We start from the raw sequence: 14,799 nt of genomic DNA, 5'->3' as shown, positions 1-14,799 counted from the left end.
ATCCCGCGCTCGCCCAATGCAATCACGCGCTCTCGCCGATCGGGGGAAGGCCGCGAAACATGCTGCGCCTCGCAAATCGAAGCGACGCACAGACCCCCGCATTCCAAATTCCAAAAGTCAAAAATGATTCCGATCACACGGGATATTGTCTAATGGGCTTGATCGTGAAACGAGCGCCGCAGCCTGAGAGAGACGGAGCAATCGCAAAGATGATGAGTATCGTCAACACGACCCGCAAACGCATTTCTCGTCTCCGATAATAGAGCGCCCCGTTATCAAAAAATCCGGGCCAACTCAAGCTGGACGTAAAGCAGGTTCTATAAGGAGCCTCCACGGTAGCGCAGCGTTTGGTTCCATAGTCGAATCTAAGGATGTGAGTAGTTGGTGATCACTCTAATGCCCGATCGCAAGGAGAAATGAGCCGCCCCCTACGCCTCCTCCCCGCTCTCTTCCGTGGCGCGGCCCGATATGCGCCGGCGCGTATGCTCGCGCCGGATCTTTCGATTGCGCTCCGCATGCCGCGCGCGCGTCTTGTCGTCGGACGGCTGCAGCAGCTTGCGAAACTCGTCGCGTTTCTCATGGATCGAGGCGATGACGAAGCCCATTGGGACGCCGATATCGACGAGCACGGTTTCGGCGAGCTGCAGGCTGGCTTCGACCGTTTCGGGAATCGCGTCGGTTGCGCCAAACTTGTAGAGTTCGGTCGCGTGATGCGCGTCGCGGGCGCGCGCGACGATGGTGAGATCGCCGCGGATGTCATGCGCCAGACGGACGATCTCTCCGGCCGCGTGAACATTTTCGATTGTCACGACGAGCGCGCGGGCCTGCGCCACGCCGCAGCGCATCAGAAACTCGCGCCGCGTCGCATTGCCCCAGTAGATTTCGACGCCGTCCTCGCGCCCCGCGGTCACCAGCGATACGACGTTTTCGACGGCGATGAACGGGATGTCGTGGCGCTTCAGCATTTCGCCGACAAGGCTGCCGATTCTGCCATACCCGACGATCACGACGCGGTCCTCGGCGATTTCCGCCGCCGGCGCGAGATCCGCATAAAGCAGTTCGTCCTCGGCTTCCGTCGCCGGCGGGACAAGAGCGGCGCCGATCCGGCCAAGAAGGGGAATGGCGAAAATGCTGATCGTGACGACGATCATCGCATCGGCGCCATAGTGACCCGGCAGCACGCCGACGGCCATCGCCGAGGTCAGCAGCGCGAAGGCGAATTCGCCGCCCGGCGCCAGCAGCAGCGACGCCTCGGCCGAGGGGCGCCATTCGACGCCAAAGAGCCGCGCGAGAACGAAGATGATCGCGCCCTTAACCGCGATCAGCCCGGCGGCGTATATGAAGATCTGATAGGGATCCGCGGCGACGGCGCCCATGTCGAGACCGGCGCCGACCGAAACGAAGAAGAGCCCGAGCAACAGGCCCTTGAACGGCTCGATCGTCACCTCGACCTCGCGCCTGAACTCCGTCTCCGCCAGCAGCAGCCCGGCGATGAAGGCGCCAAGGCCCATGGAGAAGCCGGCGGCCGCCGAAAGCGCCGCCTCGCCGATGACCACCAGAAGGCAGGCGGCCATGAACAGTTCGGTCAGCTGCACGGCCGCGACCATGCGAAACAGCGGACGCAGCAGCAGCCGTCCGATGAAGATCAGCGCGCCCATGGCGAGGAAGGCGCGCCCGAACGCCCACGCCGCCTGTTCGCCCGTGAAGCCGCCGTTCTTGGCTTCGGCGAGCGCGGAAACCAGGAAAAGCGCCGGCGCAACGGCAAGGTCCTGAAACAACAACACCGAGAACGCTACGCGCCCCGAGGTCTTGTTCAGCCGCCGCGCCTCGGCCAGCACCGGCAGGACCACCGCCGTCGACGACATGGCGAGAGCGATGCCCATCAACATCGAGGGGCCGAATTCGACGTCAAAATGATAGTAGCCGACAGCCGCGAGCACGGTTGCACACACCACCACCTGCGCGAGCCCCAGTCCGAAGACAAGCCGTCGCATGCGGGCAAGTCGCTCCCAGGACAGCTCGAGGCCGATCATGAACAGCAGGAAGACCAGCCCGAATTCAGCGAGATTGGAGACGCCCTCGACATTGGTGATGGTGAAATTGCGCGCCCATTCATGGTCGCTCGCCAAGCGGCCGAGACCGAACGGCCCGAGCGCAGCGCCGGCGAAGAGAAAGCCCAGCACCGGCGACACCTTGATGCGATGAAACAGCGGGACGACGACCCCCGCCGTGGCGAGAAAGACCAGCGCCTCGCGATAGGATTCAAGATGGATAGAGCTCGTCATGCCGCCTCGTTGCTCGCGCGCTGGTCCTTAGCGAAGGATAAATGGGTCACGCGGCGATTGGCGATGAAGACAGCAAGAGTCGCGCCGCCGGGCGAGCTTAGGGGAAGCCCGACCGGCGCGACCATAGCGCTGCTCGCGAGATCAGTCCGATTGACCGCCGAACTCTATCCGATTCGGCGGCTGTCTCGCGCCCGCAGCGTCGGAACGCTTGATAATAGTTATTGGTCCGTGACATGTTAATCACAAGGAGGCTCGCGTCATGGCCATCAGCGCAGACTTGGGAAGCCAGCTCGAGGCCTTCGTCGCCAAGCTGGTGGCGTCGGGCCGCTACAATTCCAAGAGCGAAGTCTTGCGCGAGGGGGTTCGCCTCATTCAGGAGCGCGAGGCCCGTCTTGCCGCCCTGGACGCCTCGATTGCGAGGGGCATTGCCGACGCTGACGCCGGACGCGCCAAGCCCGCGAAGGCGGTGTTCGATCGCTTGGAGGCTAAATTCAAGGCCAAGGCGCAAGCCAGGCGCGGATGATTGTCGTCATCACCCAGGAGGCCGAAGCCGATCTTGAATCGACCGGCGATCATATCGATCGGCGATCATATTGCGCAAGAAAGCCCCGAGAGGGCCGTGACGTTTTTGCGCGACCTCCGGGAGGCGTGCGAGGGACTGGGCGACATGTCGAAGCGATTTCCGCTCGTGGCGCGCTATGAACACGCCGGCATCCGCCGTCGCGTCCACGGCAATTATCTCATTTTCTATCGGGTCGGGATTGAAACGATTGAAGTGATCCATGTGCTGCATGGAGCCATGAACTATGAACCTTTGCTATTCCCCGAGGGATGATTGGCGGTCGCAACTCAGGGAACGCGATCGAACAGAGGCGGCTCCGCATGACCACCCCAAGCCGGCGAAACTCGTTCTGTTGGTGGATACATGCGTGTGGCAAACGTCAGCATGAACGGAGCTGATGACTTCGGCTAGAGCCCGAGCAGACGCTCATAGACCTGCAGCGTCGCCCGCTGCATCTCCTCGACGGAGAAGCGCTCCTGCGCGTTTCGGCGCGCCCGCAGCGCCAGGTCGTCGTGCGCCGAGGCCTGCAGGCTCAGCGCCTCGGCGATGGCGTCCGCCAACGCCGCCGGATCGCCGGGCGGGGTCCGCCAGCCTGTCGCAAGATGGCGCGGGGTCTGCGGCGGCGCCAGGACGATCTCCGGCGCGGCGCCGATATCGGAGATGATCACCGGCGCGCCCATCGCCTGTGCTTCGACGGCGATCCGCCCGAACGCCTCCGGCTCCGTCGCCGGCGCGACAATGACGGCGGCGGCCATATAGGCGGCGGGCATGTCTTCGCAGTAGCCGGCGTAGCGAACGACGTCGCGCAGGCCGGCGTGCTCGATCTGCGTTTCGAGGGCGCGGCGAAAGGAGTCGCTGCGCGGGTCGCCGACGAAAATGACGCGCAGATCGCAGATTCCTTCCTTGATCAGCCGCTTGGTCGCCTCGACCAGAACCGAATGGCCTTTGCGCGCGGAAAGCCGCGACGGCAGCAGCACGACGCGATCATGCGCCGCGACGCCCCACGCCGCGCGCAGGCGCTCGACGCGGCGCCGGTCGACGGCGGCGGGCGAGAAGGCGCGCAGGTCCGCGCCGCGCGGGATGACCACAATCCGCTCCGCGCTTTCCGGATGCAATTGCCGAATGCGCTGGGCGGCGAATTCCGAAATGGCGATCACCGCGTCGCCCGCCGACATGATGGCGTTGTAGCGCTGCTTGATCGGCGACGCGCCGCTATAGGCGCTGTGATAGGTCGTGACCAGCTTCGCGCCGGTCTGTCGCGCCGCGTAATAGGCGACCCAGGCGGGCGCGCGCGAGCGCGCATGCACGATGTCGACGCCTTCGTCGCGGATGATTCGCGCCAGCCGCACCGAATTCAGCGCCATCGCGAAGGGATTTTTCGTCGCCGCCGGAAACGGCGCCCAGACGCCGCCTTTCGACTGCAACTCGCTGACCATGCGGCCGCCGCGTGACGCCACAAGACAGCGGGCGCCGACCCGGCTTAGCGCCTCGGCCACGTCCACCGTCGCGCGCTCCGCCCCGCCCGACTGGAGATCGGGCACGATCTGCAGGATCGTTCGTCCGACCAGTCGCTGGTCGGGGGCGGCGATCGTGGCGTGCTGTTGCGACATCGCTGGCTAACGCAAGCCCCGGACAGAATCGTCCGGCTGCCGCATTCTGTTGCGAGATCCTTTACCAACTGTGAGCGAACCGCCTATTTTCAATCGCAACGCCTCTTCGATCATAAGTGAACCTGCTTGTCGGACACGCTCGACTTCCTCGACATTCCCAATCCGGCGGGCGGCGTCTGGCGCATCGCCCGGCGACGGCGCGCCGCGACGGCCGAGGCCGGAAACGCGCCGGGCCTCGTCTGGCTTGGAGGCTTCGCCTCCGATATGGACGGAACCAAGGCGGGCGCCCTCGACGCATGGGCGCAAGCGCGGGGGCGCGCCTTTCTGCGCTTCGATTATTCGGGCCATGGCCGCTCGGCGGGACGTTTCGAGGAGGGCTGCATCGGCGACTGGCTGGAGCAGAGCCTCGCCGTTTTCGAGCGCTCGACGCAGGGGCCGCAGATCGTCATCGGCAGCTCGATGGGGGGCTGGATCGCGCTGCTTCTGGCGCGGCGGCTGGCGGAAAAAGGCGAGAGCGCCCGGCTCGCCGGACTGATCCTGCTCGCGCCGGCGGTGGACTTCACCGAGGCGCTGATGTGGGAAGGCTTCGACGAAGCGACGCGCCGCGAACTGATGGAAAAGGGCGTCCTGCCCGCCAAGGAGCCGGATCACGGGCCGGTCACGAGAAGGCTGATCGAAGAGGGGCGCAATCATCTGCTGCTCGGCGGCCTCATGCGCGCTTATGCGCGCGTGCATATTCTGCAGGGCATGCGCGATGACGCCGTGCCCTGGCGGCATGCGCTGACGATCGTCGAGCATCTAAACGCCGATCCGGTGACGCTGACCTTTATCGCCGATGGCGATCATCGGCTGTCCCGCCCCGAAGATCTCGCGCAACTCGCCGCCGCGGTGGAGACGATGAGCGCCCCGCCGCCGGGCGAGCCGCCGCCCACGCTCTTTGATTGAGGAAGGCGACGGGCGCCGATGCGCGTTCGCGTCGTCGGGCGCATTGCGTTTCCAATCGCCTCATAAGTATGATAAAGTATGAACCTTGAGAAAGGGGGCCGAGCATGGCCGAGATCGAACGATTGACGATCACCCTCCCCGCTGACATGGCCGCCGTCGTTAAGGCCGCCGTCGCCGAGGGGAATTACGCCTCGACGAGCGAGGTTGTTAGAGAGGCTATCCGCGACTGGAAAATGAAGCGCATCTTGCAGCTTCAAGAACTGTCCGCGCTCAAGGCCGACATCGACAAGGGGTTAGCGGACGTGGCCGCCGGTCGCGTAAAGGATTTCGACGCCGACTCCATCGTTGCGCGAGGGAGGAAGCTATTAGCAGGCAGACCCGCCTCCGTTTGACGGACACGGCGGAAGCCGACCTCGCCGAGATTTGGGCCTACATCGCCGTCGACTCGGAATCCGCCACAACCCGCTTGCTCGATAAGATCAAAGCGACATGCACGCGGTTGCTCCACTTCCCTTCTTCGGGGGTTTCGCGCGATCGATTGGCGCGCGGCCTTCGCGTTGTGCTCCAAGGCAATTACGCCATCTATTATGCCCTCGCTGAAACCGAGATCATTATCGTCCGCGTCTTGCACAGGGCCCGCGACGCCGCCGCGATTGCAGAACATGGGGGCTTTTTCGTTCGATGATCGACGACCGCGCGTTTCGACCAACGGCCAGAGCATAGTCGCCATGGGACTCGGAACGGCGATATCTTACCCAATCGCAAGAGCCTTCTATATCGCTCTTGGCGATGGAGAAGCCTTCGCGCTTGCGGCCTTGGCGGCGCTTGTTCACATTTGATCGCGTCATCGCGTGGATGGCCACGACAAGCGCGGCCATGACGCGGCGAGAGACACCTTGTTAATCTGGATTCGAAATATTGTGCGCCGCCGCGCGGCGCTTGACACCTTCGCCGGCCCCATCGATGTTGCCGAACGAATTGTTCGGCATATCGAACGCTAGGAAGATCGCTTGTCCGTATTGTCAGAAGCGCGGCCGGCCTGCAGCGAGGGCTTCGCGCCGAAAACCGTCGTCTTTCAGCCCGACCGACCGCTTCTGACAGACGGCGGCGGCCGCATCGCGCCGCTCGCGATCGCTTACGAGACTTACGGGCAGCTCAACGCCGCGCGCAGCAACGCCATTTTGCTGTGCCATGCGCTCACCGGCGACCAATATGCCGCGGGCGTAAATCCCGTCACCGGCAAGTCCGGCTGGTGGGAAGCCATGGTCGGGCCCGGCAAGCCTTTCGACACCGACCGCTATTTCCTGATCTGCTCCAATGTCGTCGGCGGCTGCATGGGCACGACCGGCCCCGCTTCGCTCAATCCGACGACGGGCAAGTCCTATGGCGTCGACTTCCCGGTCGTCACCATCCGCGACATGGTGCGGGCGCAGGCGATGCTCATCGATCATCTTGGCATTGAGACGCTGTTTTGCGTCGCCGGCGGCTCGATGGGCGGCATGCAGGTGCTGCAATGGGCGGCGAGCTATCCGGAGCGGGTCTTTTCGGCCATGCCGATCGCCACCGCCGCCAAACATTCGGCGCAGAATATCGCCTTTCACGAAGTCGGCCGACAGGCGGTGATGGCCGATCCGGACTGGCGCTCGGGGCGCTATCAAGAGCAAGGCGTGCGGCCCGAGAAGGGGCTCGCGGTGGCGCGCATGTCGGCGCATATCACCTATCTCTCGGAAGCCGCGCTGCAGCGTAAGTTCGGCCGCAAGCTGCAGGACCGCAGCGCGCCGACCTTCTCCTTCGATGCGGATTTTCAGGTCGAGAACTATCTTCGTTACCAGGGCCTCGCCTTCGTCGAGCGGTTCGACGCCAATTCCTATCTCTTCGTCACCCGCGCCTGCGACTATTTTGATCTTGCCGCCGACTATGGCGGTTCGCTGGCCATGGCCTTCAAGGACACCAAGACGCGCTTTTGCGTCGTCTCCTTCACGTCGGACTGGCTCTATCCCACCTCGGACTCGCGCGCCATCGTTCACGCGCTCAACGCCGGCGGCGCGTCGGTGTCTTTCGTCGAAATCGAATCCGACAAGGGGCACGACGCGTTCCTGCTGCACGAGCCGATGTTCATTGCGACGACGCGCGGCTTTCTCGATTCAGCCGCAGACGCGCGCGGCCTCGCGCCTGACGGAACCTCGAAATGAACGTCGCACCTGCGGCGAACACGCCCGAGCGGCCCGCGCAGCCGCTCGAGCAACCGCGTCTCGATCTCGCGGTCATCGCCGAGATGGTCGCGCCCGGCGCGCGCGTTCTCGACGTCGGCTGCGGCGATGGCGCGTTGCTGAAGCTCCTGGCGCAGAAGAAGGGCGTCGACGGCCGCGGCGTCGAACTCTCGCAGCGCGGCGTCAATGAATGCGTGGCGAAAGGACTTTCCGTCATTCAAGGCGACGCCGATACGGACCTCTCCGATTATCCGGACGACGGGTTCGACTATGTCATTCTTTCCCAGACGCTGCAGGCGACCCGGCGCCCGCGCGCGGCGCTCGCCAATATGCTGCGCATCGGTCGGCGCGCCATCATCTCATTTCCCAATTTCGGCTATTGGCGCGTGCGCGCGCAGCTCGCCTTTAGCGGCCGCATGCCGGTCACTGGGCGCCTTGACTATCACTGGCATGACACGCCGAACATTCATCTTTGCACCATTCGCGACTTCGTCGAGATCGTCGACGAACTCGGCGCGCACATCGAGCGCGGCGTCGCCTTTGATCGCGCCGGCGCGCCGATCCGCTTCAGCGCGCCCTGGTGGGTGTGGAATCTCTTCGGCGAACAGGCTGTGTTTCTGCTGGAGCGCGGCGACCAACGACGCTAACCCATGCGACGGTTTGTCCCGCGTGCCTCGCCTTTCGCGGGTTGACGGTTCGCGTTAGCCTTCCCATTGGCGGCATTAAGAGAAACATGCGCGGGAGGGAGCGGCGGCGCCTCCGCTTCATGCGCCGTGTCATCCCTTGGATGACGCGCGTGATTCCGCGCGCTTCGGGAGGAGGCGCGAGCTTGACAGTCGACACCGGCCCCGCCGTGCGAAGCTATGGCAGCGCCTCGCAAAAGAGACGCGCCGGTCCGTGCGCGCCGCAGCCGGCAGGCCCGGGGGAGCTGCGCAGAGCGCCGCTCTTCGCCGGGGTCGACGAAGCGACATTGTCGCGTCTGTCGGCGGACGCCAGGATCGAGTCCCTCCAGGACGGCGACTCGCTTTTCCATCAAGGCGCTGTGGTCACAGATCTCGCATTCGTTTTGAACGGCTATGTGAAGCTGCTGCGCCTATCGTCTTCGGGACGCCAAACGCTCATCGGCATTCGCTCGGACGGCGAAATGATCGGCGAGGCGCCGACCGACGCCGATGAGATTCACACGCTCTCCGCCGAGGCGGTGGGCGCGACGCGCGCGCTCAAGCTGCCGGCGGCGCTCTTCGCTCGGCTTCTCCAGGAGTCGCCGTCGCTCAGCGCCGCGGTGATGCAGGACTCCAAGGAGAGCATCGCGCGTCTCCTCGGCGAGATCGAGTCGCTCAAGAGCCAGAACGCCGATCAGCGCCTCGCCCATTTCCTACTTGCACTTTGTCCGCCGGGCGAAGACCGGTGCCGCTTCCGCTTGCCCTATGACAAGCGCCTGATCGCCGCGCGGCTCGGCGTAAAGCAGGAGACGCTGTCGCGTGCTTTCGCCAAACTCCGCGCTCATGGCGTCCGCACGGAGACGCGCAACGTGCATGTCGAAAGCGTCTTGCATCTCGCGGACCAGTGCGACCGGCTCGGTCGGCCGCCGCGCCTGTCTTTGGGACGACGCAAGATCGAGACGCAGTGCGACGCCGCTTAGAGCGCGGCTCGCTCCTCGCGGGCGTCGCGATGCTTTTCTTTTCCATCGCCGCTCGCGGGCAGGCGATTTCGCCCGACGCGTTGACGCACGCCTATCCAGATCAAATCGCCGGTCGCGACGACGCCGGGATCATATTCCGCGACGGAACAAGACAAAATCTCTCTGACGGCAGGACCGACAAGAGCTTCGGCGAGAAACTGAAAAACGCCTCTCTCCTAGATCAGTTGAGCCTTCCCTATCCCAAGGGCGCGCTGACGAAGCCTCCCGGACCGCAAGAGGATCCGGGCCGCTTTCGCAACGCCGCCTTCTTCGACAAAATGTATGGGGATTGCGACAAGGGCGAAACGCAGAAGCATTTGACCGATATTCCCTGGTTCACTGGCAAGGTGCGAGTCACCACGATCAATGGCGTCGCCGAAAAGCTGCGCGCGGTCGCCACGGAAATCGATCGTCTGCCGCAGGACATTAAGCGTCACGCTTATCCGAGCGCCGGCGCCTTCAATTGCCGCGTTGTGAAGGACACTGGCAAACGCAGCATGCACGCCTATGGCGCGGCGATTGATCTCAACACCGCCTTCTCTGATTATTGGCTCTGGCGCAAAGGCGGTTACCGCAATCGGATTCCTTACGAGATCGTGGAGATTTTCGAGCGCCATGGGTTCATCTGGGGCGGCAAATGGGGGCATTTTGACACGATGCATTTCGAATACCGGCCCGAATTTTTTGACGCGCCGCCAGACGGCGAAGAGAAAAAACAACACAGCGATTGAAAAGAATGGCGTAGATCGTACGTAACCCCAATGACAGGAGGGGACTTCCGATGAGAACACAGAAGATTTTCACGGCGCTTAGCCTTATCGGCGCGATAGGCGTGGGATTGATCGTTGCTGCGCCGACCCCGGCGGCGGCGCGGGATCCGGCCTACATGTCTTGCGAAGATCTCTGGTACGCGCGCAACCGGATTTACGCGCGTAACGGCTATTGCTTCAATACCGACCGCGCGCGGGCCGTGTTCGGAGCCGGCTGTTTTCCACCTTACGGGCGGCTGAGCGGTTGGGAGAAAAGCCGCGTCAATCAGCTTCAAATGTGGGAGCGCCGTAAGGGGTGCTGAGTTCCATGTGCGGGCCAAAATTTCGCGGTTCAACAAGGGCCGCGACATCAAATCGAGCGGTCTAAACGCTCCGCCTGCGCCTCTAATTTTCAGACGTGTATTCACGGTCGCGGAAATGGCGGATATGTTCGTCGCCGTCGACTGAACGCGCCTGCGTCGCAAATTCGGCGTCGGCTCTTGAGCAAATGCGCAGATGCATTTGTCGGGGAATCGCCATGATCGCTCATAAATCCATTGGGCTGCTTTTCTTGTCCATCATCGCGCCGGCCGCCGCTCCAGCAGGGGCGAGCAACGGCTCCAATGCGCTCGCGCTCGCGGCGATCGTTGGCGAATTGGCGCCCCAGACGAGCGCCCCCAATAAAAAGCTTCTTGCGGCGTTCTTCAGCGGTCAGGCGGACGCGCCGCACGCCAAGGATCTGCGCATTGCGGTCAAGGCTGACGCGATCGACTGCCGCGCCGGCAACGTCGACATCACCTCCCGCGCCTGCGAGCTGACCTTCGGCGCCAAGAAGATCGAATTGCGCGGCCGCAAGGCGCATGAGCTCTATGCGACCTTGATCGAGAATGGCGTCGCCCTGGACGGCGCCGCCGGCGCCTCGCACGCGGCGCTCACCGGGCTCGACTGCATCGTCGACGCCGACGAAGTGGCGGAAAAGGGCGGCGGCGGCGCGCGCTGCGCCTTCAACCCCTAAAGGCTGCGCCGACCCTTGTCTTTGGCGCGGCTTTGGTCGAGAAGGCGCGTCCATAGACAGGAGTGCTGAAATGGCTGCGCCGGGCGTCACGGTCTTTGTTTGCGTCTCTTGCCGCGACGGCGGCGACGCCGACATGCGTCCCGGCGCGCTTTTGCTGGAGGCGCTGCGCACGCGGCTTAACGAGCGCAATCTCGATATCGCCGTCGAACCGGTGGAATGCCTCGCGGTATGCAAGCGCCCGGCGACGGTCGCCTTCGCCGGCGGCGGCAAATGGACGTATGTGATCGGCGATCTTGACGGCGGCGTCCATGTCGACGAGCTGATCGATTCGGCGCAAAGCTTCGCCGCGACGGAAAATGGCATCGTCGCCTGGAAGGACAGGCCGGCGTGTTTCAAGAAGGGCGTGGTGTCGCGCACGCCGCCGCTTCGCTAGTTTTTCGCCGCTCTGGCCCGTTCGATCGCCTCGCTGATCAGCGCGCGCGCGTCGGCGGCATCGCCCCAGCCCGCGATCTTGGCCCATTTGCCGGGCTCGAGATCCTTGTAATGCACGAAGAAGTGCTCGATCCGACGCCAGGTCATCTCCTGCAGATCGGTGTAATTCTTGACGTCGATATAGCGTTGCGTGAGCCGCGCCGACGGCACGGCGACGATCTTCTCGTCGCCGCCAGCCTCATCCGTCATGCGCAGCACGCCGATCGGCCTGACCGCGATAACGGCGCCCGGCGCCACGGGACGGGTGTTGGCGACGAGCACGTCGCAGGGATCGCCGTCGTCGGAAAGCGTATGCGGAATGAAGCCGTAATTGCCGGGATAGCGCATCGCCGTATAGAGGAAGCGATCGACGAAGAGCGTGCCGGAAGCCTTGTCGAGCTCATATTTGATCGGCTCGCCGCCAAGCGGCACCTCGACGATGACATTGACTTCGTGCGGCGGGTTCGCGCCGATGGGAATGGCGTCGAGACGCATTCAAGTGCTCCGATTGCGATAGATGGCGCAGCCTGAACGGCTGGCGCAGTATTGGGTTGTGTCGAGGAAGGTCGCGCAACAAACTTGGCGAGGATCGCGGCGCTGCGCGGTCTGTATCCTCACATTGCTTCGCGTTTATGTCGCCAAATATGCTTATCGCACCGGGGCGGAAACGAAGCCGAAAGCGACGCGCGTCAGCATGTCCGCGCCGAAGCGCTCCTCGGCGCGGCGGACGGTCTGACCGCCGAGGCTGCGATAGAAGGCGAGCGCCTTCTCATTGTCGGCGAGCGCCCAGACGATGGTGGAGAGATAACCGTGCTCGGCGAGTTCGCGCCGGGTGGCGTTGAACAGCCGGCGTCCCAAGCCAAGCCCCTGCTGCTCCGGCGCCAGATAGATCTCGAAGATCTCGCCGGAATACGGCATCGACGGAACGCGGTTGCGCCCATAGGTCGAGTAGCCGACGATATCGTCGTCGAAGTCGAGCACGAGAAGACCGGTGCCGCGCACAATCGCCGAATGCCACCAGTTGGGGCCGCGGCGGGCGATCATCCGCTCAAGCTCGGCGCCAGGTATGACGCCGCGATAGGCGTAGCGCCACGAGGCGTCGTGAACGCGCGTGATCTGCTCTGCGTCTCCGGGACGCGCATGGCGGATGGAGAAGGCGGTTTTGACCATAGCTGAATGTTAGGTCCCATCGGCTCGTTTCGGCAAGAGCCATAAGCGTTTCGGCGCAAAAATTCTCCTCGTCGAGACGCTTAGGCGTTTGGCGTCCTTGTCTGTTTCACTTTATGACGGCCCGCGAGCCGCGCGCGATGGCAGGCGCCGATGCGGCGCTTGCGGCGAGGGGCGCTCTTGCGCTATTCTTGCTGCGATTGCGGCCAACGCCGCCGGAACGGGACGAGATCGTTGCCCCACGCAACCGCCTTTGCGAATGACCCTGCGACGCCCGCGCGTGCGCACGGATTCGCTCGGCCGCGTTCCTTGCCGCTTTTCGGCCTGCTGCTTCTTAGTCGCCCCTGAGCGCCCGACGGGCTCGCGCCCAGGCTTTCAGGGGACATGTCATGCAGTCAGACGACAAGAGCCCCTCCGCGGGCGCGGCAAAGCAGGATTTCAAAACCGATGAGCAACACGTCACAGCCCGGCGCCGTCGCAGATAATGACGCGCGCGTCCTGATTTTCGACACCACCCTGCGCGACGGCGAGCAATCGCCCGGCGCCTCGATGACCCTGGAAGAGAAGCTCGAGGTCGCCGATCTCCTCGACCAATTGGGCGTCGATATTATCGAGGCCGGCTTCCCGATCGCCAGTCCAGGCGATTTCGAGAGCGTCAGCGAAGTGGCGCGGCGGGTGAAGAACGCCTCCGTCGCCGGATTGGCGCGCGCTTCCGAGAAGGACATCGACCGCTGCGCCGAAGCGCTGCGCGAGGCCAAGCGTCCGCGCATCCACACCTTCATCTCCACCTCGCCGGTGCATATGAAATACAAGCTCCAGCTGGAGCCGGAGCGCGTCTTGGAGATGGTCTCCGCCTCGGTGACGCGCGCGCGCAATCACGTCGCCGACGTCGAATGGTCGGCGGAGGACGGCACGCGCACGGAGTTCGATTTTCTCTGCCGCTGCGTGGAGGCCGCGATCAAAGCCGGCGCGACCACGATCAACATTCCCGACACCGTCGGCTACATCACGCCGGCGGAATATGAGCAGCTGTTCCGCACGGTTCGCGAGCGGGTGCCCAATTCCGACAAGGCGATCTTCTCGGTGCACTGTCACGACGATCTGGGGCTGGCGGTCGCCAATTCGCTCGCGGGCGTGCGCGGCGGCGCGCGGCAGGTGGAATGCACGATCAACGGCATCGGCGAACGGGCCGGCAACGCCGCGCTCGAAGAAATCGTCATGTCGATGAAGACGCGCGCCGACGCGCTGCCGTTCTTCACCAATATCGACGCCAAGCTCTTGACGCGCGCCTCGAAGCTCGTGTCGGCGGTGACGTCCTTTCCAGTGCAATACAACAAGGCGATCGTCGGGCGGAACGCTTTCGCGCATGAAAGCGGCATCCATCAGGACGGCATGCTCAAGAATGCGCACACCTATGAAATCATGACGCCCGAAAGCGTCGGGGTCTCCAAGACCTCGCTCGTCATGGGCAAGCATTCGGGCCGCCACGCCTTCCGCGAAAAGCTGAAGGAGCTCGGCTATGATCTCGGCGAGAACGCGCTGCAGGACGCCTTCAACCGCTTCAAGGATTTGGCCGACCGCAAGAAATTCGTCTATGACGAAGATCTGGTCGCGCTGGTCGACGACGAGATCGTCAACGCTCATGATCACATCAAGGTCGAGGCGTTGATGGTGATGGCCGGCACGCATGGTCCGCAATCTGCGGCGCTCACGCTCGACATCGACGGACAGAAGCTGACGCATCAGGCGACCGGCAACGGCCCTGTCGACGCGATCTTCAACGCCATCAAGGCGCTCGCCCCACATGAGGCGACTCTGGAGCTGTTCCAGGTCCACGCCGTCACCGAAGGCACCGACGCGCAGGCGGAGGTCTCCGTGCGCCTGAGCGAGAACGGCAAGTCGGTGACCGGCCGCGGCGCCGATCCCGACACGCTCGTCGCTTCGGCGCGCGCCTATGTCTCGGCGCTCAACCGGCTGATGGCGAAGCGCGCGCGCGGCAAGCCCGAAGCCATGCAGGCGATCTAGGCGGAGCGGCGACGCCTGACGCATACGGCGGCCGCGAGCGGAATTGACGATCCTGCTCGCGGCGCCAATCGGCCGTCCT

The 14,799-nt window shown here is 64.0% G+C and carries 18 protein-coding genes and 1 pseudogene; 14 read left to right on the top strand and 5 right to left on the bottom strand.

Annotation, left to right across the window (positions count from 1 at the left end):
• Positions 1 to 428: 428 nt before the first annotated feature.
• Positions 429 to 2,285, bottom strand: a complete 1,857-nt coding sequence (locus ACR65W_RS09420; RefSeq protein WP_434499635.1) for a cation:proton antiporter domain-containing protein — start codon at positions 2,283 to 2,285, stop codon at positions 429 to 431.
• 259 nt (positions 2,286 to 2,544) lie between these two features.
• Between ACR65W_RS09420 and ACR65W_RS09415 the strand changes: the two genes are divergently transcribed.
• Positions 2,545 to 2,808 (top strand): type II toxin-antitoxin system ParD family antitoxin, encoded by a 264-nt coding sequence (locus tag ACR65W_RS09415; RefSeq protein WP_434499634.1) that lies wholly within the window; start codon positions 2,545 to 2,547, stop codon positions 2,806 to 2,808.
• Positions 2,805 to 3,120: pseudogene (locus ACR65W_RS09410) on the top strand (type II toxin-antitoxin system RelE/ParE family toxin). The gene ACR65W_RS09415 and the pseudogene ACR65W_RS09410 overlap by 4 nt, the downstream one beginning before the upstream one ends.
• A gap of 134 nt (positions 3,121 to 3,254) precedes the next feature.
• On the opposite strand, the gene ACR65W_RS09405 reads toward ACR65W_RS09410, so the two are convergent.
• Positions 3,255 to 4,457 (bottom strand): glycosyltransferase family 4 protein, encoded by a 1,203-nt coding sequence (locus ACR65W_RS09405; RefSeq protein WP_434499633.1) that lies wholly within the window; start codon positions 4,455 to 4,457, stop codon positions 3,255 to 3,257.
• 126 nt (positions 4,458 to 4,583) lie between these two features.
• On the opposite strand from ACR65W_RS09405, the gene ACR65W_RS09400 reads away from it, so the two are divergent.
• From ACR65W_RS09400 to ACR65W_RS09360, 9 genes are all read left to right on the top strand, one after another.
• Entirely contained in the window at positions 4,584 to 5,402 is an 819-nt protein-coding gene (locus ACR65W_RS09400) for an alpha/beta hydrolase (RefSeq protein ID WP_434499632.1), read from the top strand.
• Positions 5,403 to 5,506: 104 nt separating this feature from the next.
• On the top strand, positions 5,507 to 5,794 hold the full coding sequence (locus tag ACR65W_RS09395; RefSeq protein ID WP_434499631.1) for a ribbon-helix-helix domain-containing protein: 288 nt from the start codon (positions 5,507 to 5,509) through the stop codon (positions 5,792 to 5,794).
• Entirely contained in the window at positions 5,791 to 6,087 is a 297-nt protein-coding gene (locus ACR65W_RS09390; protein ID WP_434499630.1) for a type II toxin-antitoxin system RelE/ParE family toxin, read from the top strand. Before ACR65W_RS09395 ends, ACR65W_RS09390 begins: the two co-directional genes overlap by 4 nt.
• 166 nt (positions 6,088 to 6,253) lie before the next feature.
• Positions 6,254 to 6,403, top strand: coding sequence for a hypothetical protein (locus ACR65W_RS09385; RefSeq protein WP_434499629.1), 150 nt, complete (start codon positions 6,254 to 6,256; stop codon positions 6,401 to 6,403).
• Positions 6,404 to 6,421: 18 nt separating this feature from the next.
• On the top strand, positions 6,422 to 7,594 hold the full coding sequence (gene metX / locus ACR65W_RS09380) for a homoserine O-acetyltransferase MetX (protein ID WP_434499705.1): 1,173 nt from the start codon (positions 6,422 to 6,424) through the stop codon (positions 7,592 to 7,594).
• On the top strand, positions 7,591 to 8,259 hold the full coding sequence (gene metW, locus ACR65W_RS09375) for a methionine biosynthesis protein MetW (RefSeq protein WP_434499628.1): 669 nt from the start codon (positions 7,591 to 7,593) through the stop codon (positions 8,257 to 8,259). Before metX ends, metW begins: the two co-directional genes overlap by 4 nt.
• Before the next feature lie 182 nt (positions 8,260 to 8,441).
• Positions 8,442 to 9,254 carry a Crp/Fnr family transcriptional regulator gene (locus ACR65W_RS09370; protein WP_434499627.1) on the top strand — a complete coding sequence of 271 codons (813 nt, stop codon included), beginning with the start codon at positions 8,442 to 8,444 and terminating at the stop codon, positions 9,252 to 9,254.
• Between the two features lie 29 nt (positions 9,255 to 9,283).
• A complete protein-coding gene (locus ACR65W_RS09365; protein ID WP_434499626.1) occupies positions 9,284 to 10,024 on the top strand; it encodes a M15 family metallopeptidase in 741 nt (246 codons plus the stop codon).
• Positions 10,025 to 10,074: 50 nt separating this feature from the next.
• Entirely contained in the window at positions 10,075 to 10,365 is a 291-nt protein-coding gene (locus ACR65W_RS09360; protein WP_434499625.1) for a YARHG domain-containing protein, read from the top strand.
• A gap of 82 nt (positions 10,366 to 10,447) precedes the next feature.
• On the opposite strand, the gene ACR65W_RS09355 is transcribed toward ACR65W_RS09360, so the two are convergent.
• Positions 10,448 to 10,582: a hypothetical protein gene (locus ACR65W_RS09355; RefSeq protein WP_434499624.1), complete on the bottom strand. Its 135-nt coding sequence runs from the start codon at positions 10,580 to 10,582 to the stop codon at positions 10,448 to 10,450.
• Here ACR65W_RS09355 and ACR65W_RS09350 point away from each other — a divergent pair.
• Positions 10,581 to 11,057: a hypothetical protein gene (locus tag ACR65W_RS09350; RefSeq protein ID WP_434499623.1), complete on the top strand. Its 477-nt coding sequence runs from the start codon at positions 10,581 to 10,583 to the stop codon at positions 11,055 to 11,057. The genes ACR65W_RS09355 and ACR65W_RS09350 overlap by 2 nt on opposite strands.
• A gap of 70 nt (positions 11,058 to 11,127) precedes the next feature.
• Positions 11,128 to 11,490 carry a DUF1636 family protein gene (locus tag ACR65W_RS09345; RefSeq protein ID WP_434499622.1) on the top strand — a complete coding sequence of 121 codons (363 nt, stop codon included), beginning with the start codon at positions 11,128 to 11,130 and terminating at the stop codon, positions 11,488 to 11,490.
• Here ACR65W_RS09345 and ppa read toward each other — a convergent pair.
• A complete protein-coding gene (ppa, locus tag ACR65W_RS09340; RefSeq protein WP_434502609.1) occupies positions 11,487 to 12,023 on the bottom strand; it encodes an inorganic diphosphatase in 537 nt (178 codons plus the stop codon). The genes ACR65W_RS09345 and ppa overlap by 4 nt on opposite strands.
• 153 nt (positions 12,024 to 12,176) lie before the next feature.
• On the bottom strand, positions 12,177 to 12,698 hold the full coding sequence (locus tag ACR65W_RS09335; RefSeq protein WP_175093883.1) for a GNAT family N-acetyltransferase: 522 nt from the start codon (positions 12,696 to 12,698) through the stop codon (positions 12,177 to 12,179).
• Positions 12,699 to 13,142: 444 nt separating this feature from the next.
• Between ACR65W_RS09335 and ACR65W_RS09330 the strand changes: the two genes are divergently transcribed.
• On the top strand, positions 13,143 to 14,720 hold the full coding sequence (locus ACR65W_RS09330) for a 2-isopropylmalate synthase (protein ID WP_434499621.1): 1,578 nt from the start codon (positions 13,143 to 13,145) through the stop codon (positions 14,718 to 14,720).
• Positions 14,721 to 14,799 lie beyond the last annotated feature (79 nt).

Origin of the sequence: Methylocystis sp., from assembly GCF_051062815.1 — a bacterium.
Classification (GTDB): Bacteria; Pseudomonadota; Alphaproteobacteria; order Rhizobiales; family Beijerinckiaceae; genus Methylocystis.
This window is presented reverse-complemented; position numbering and strand designations above follow the sequence as displayed.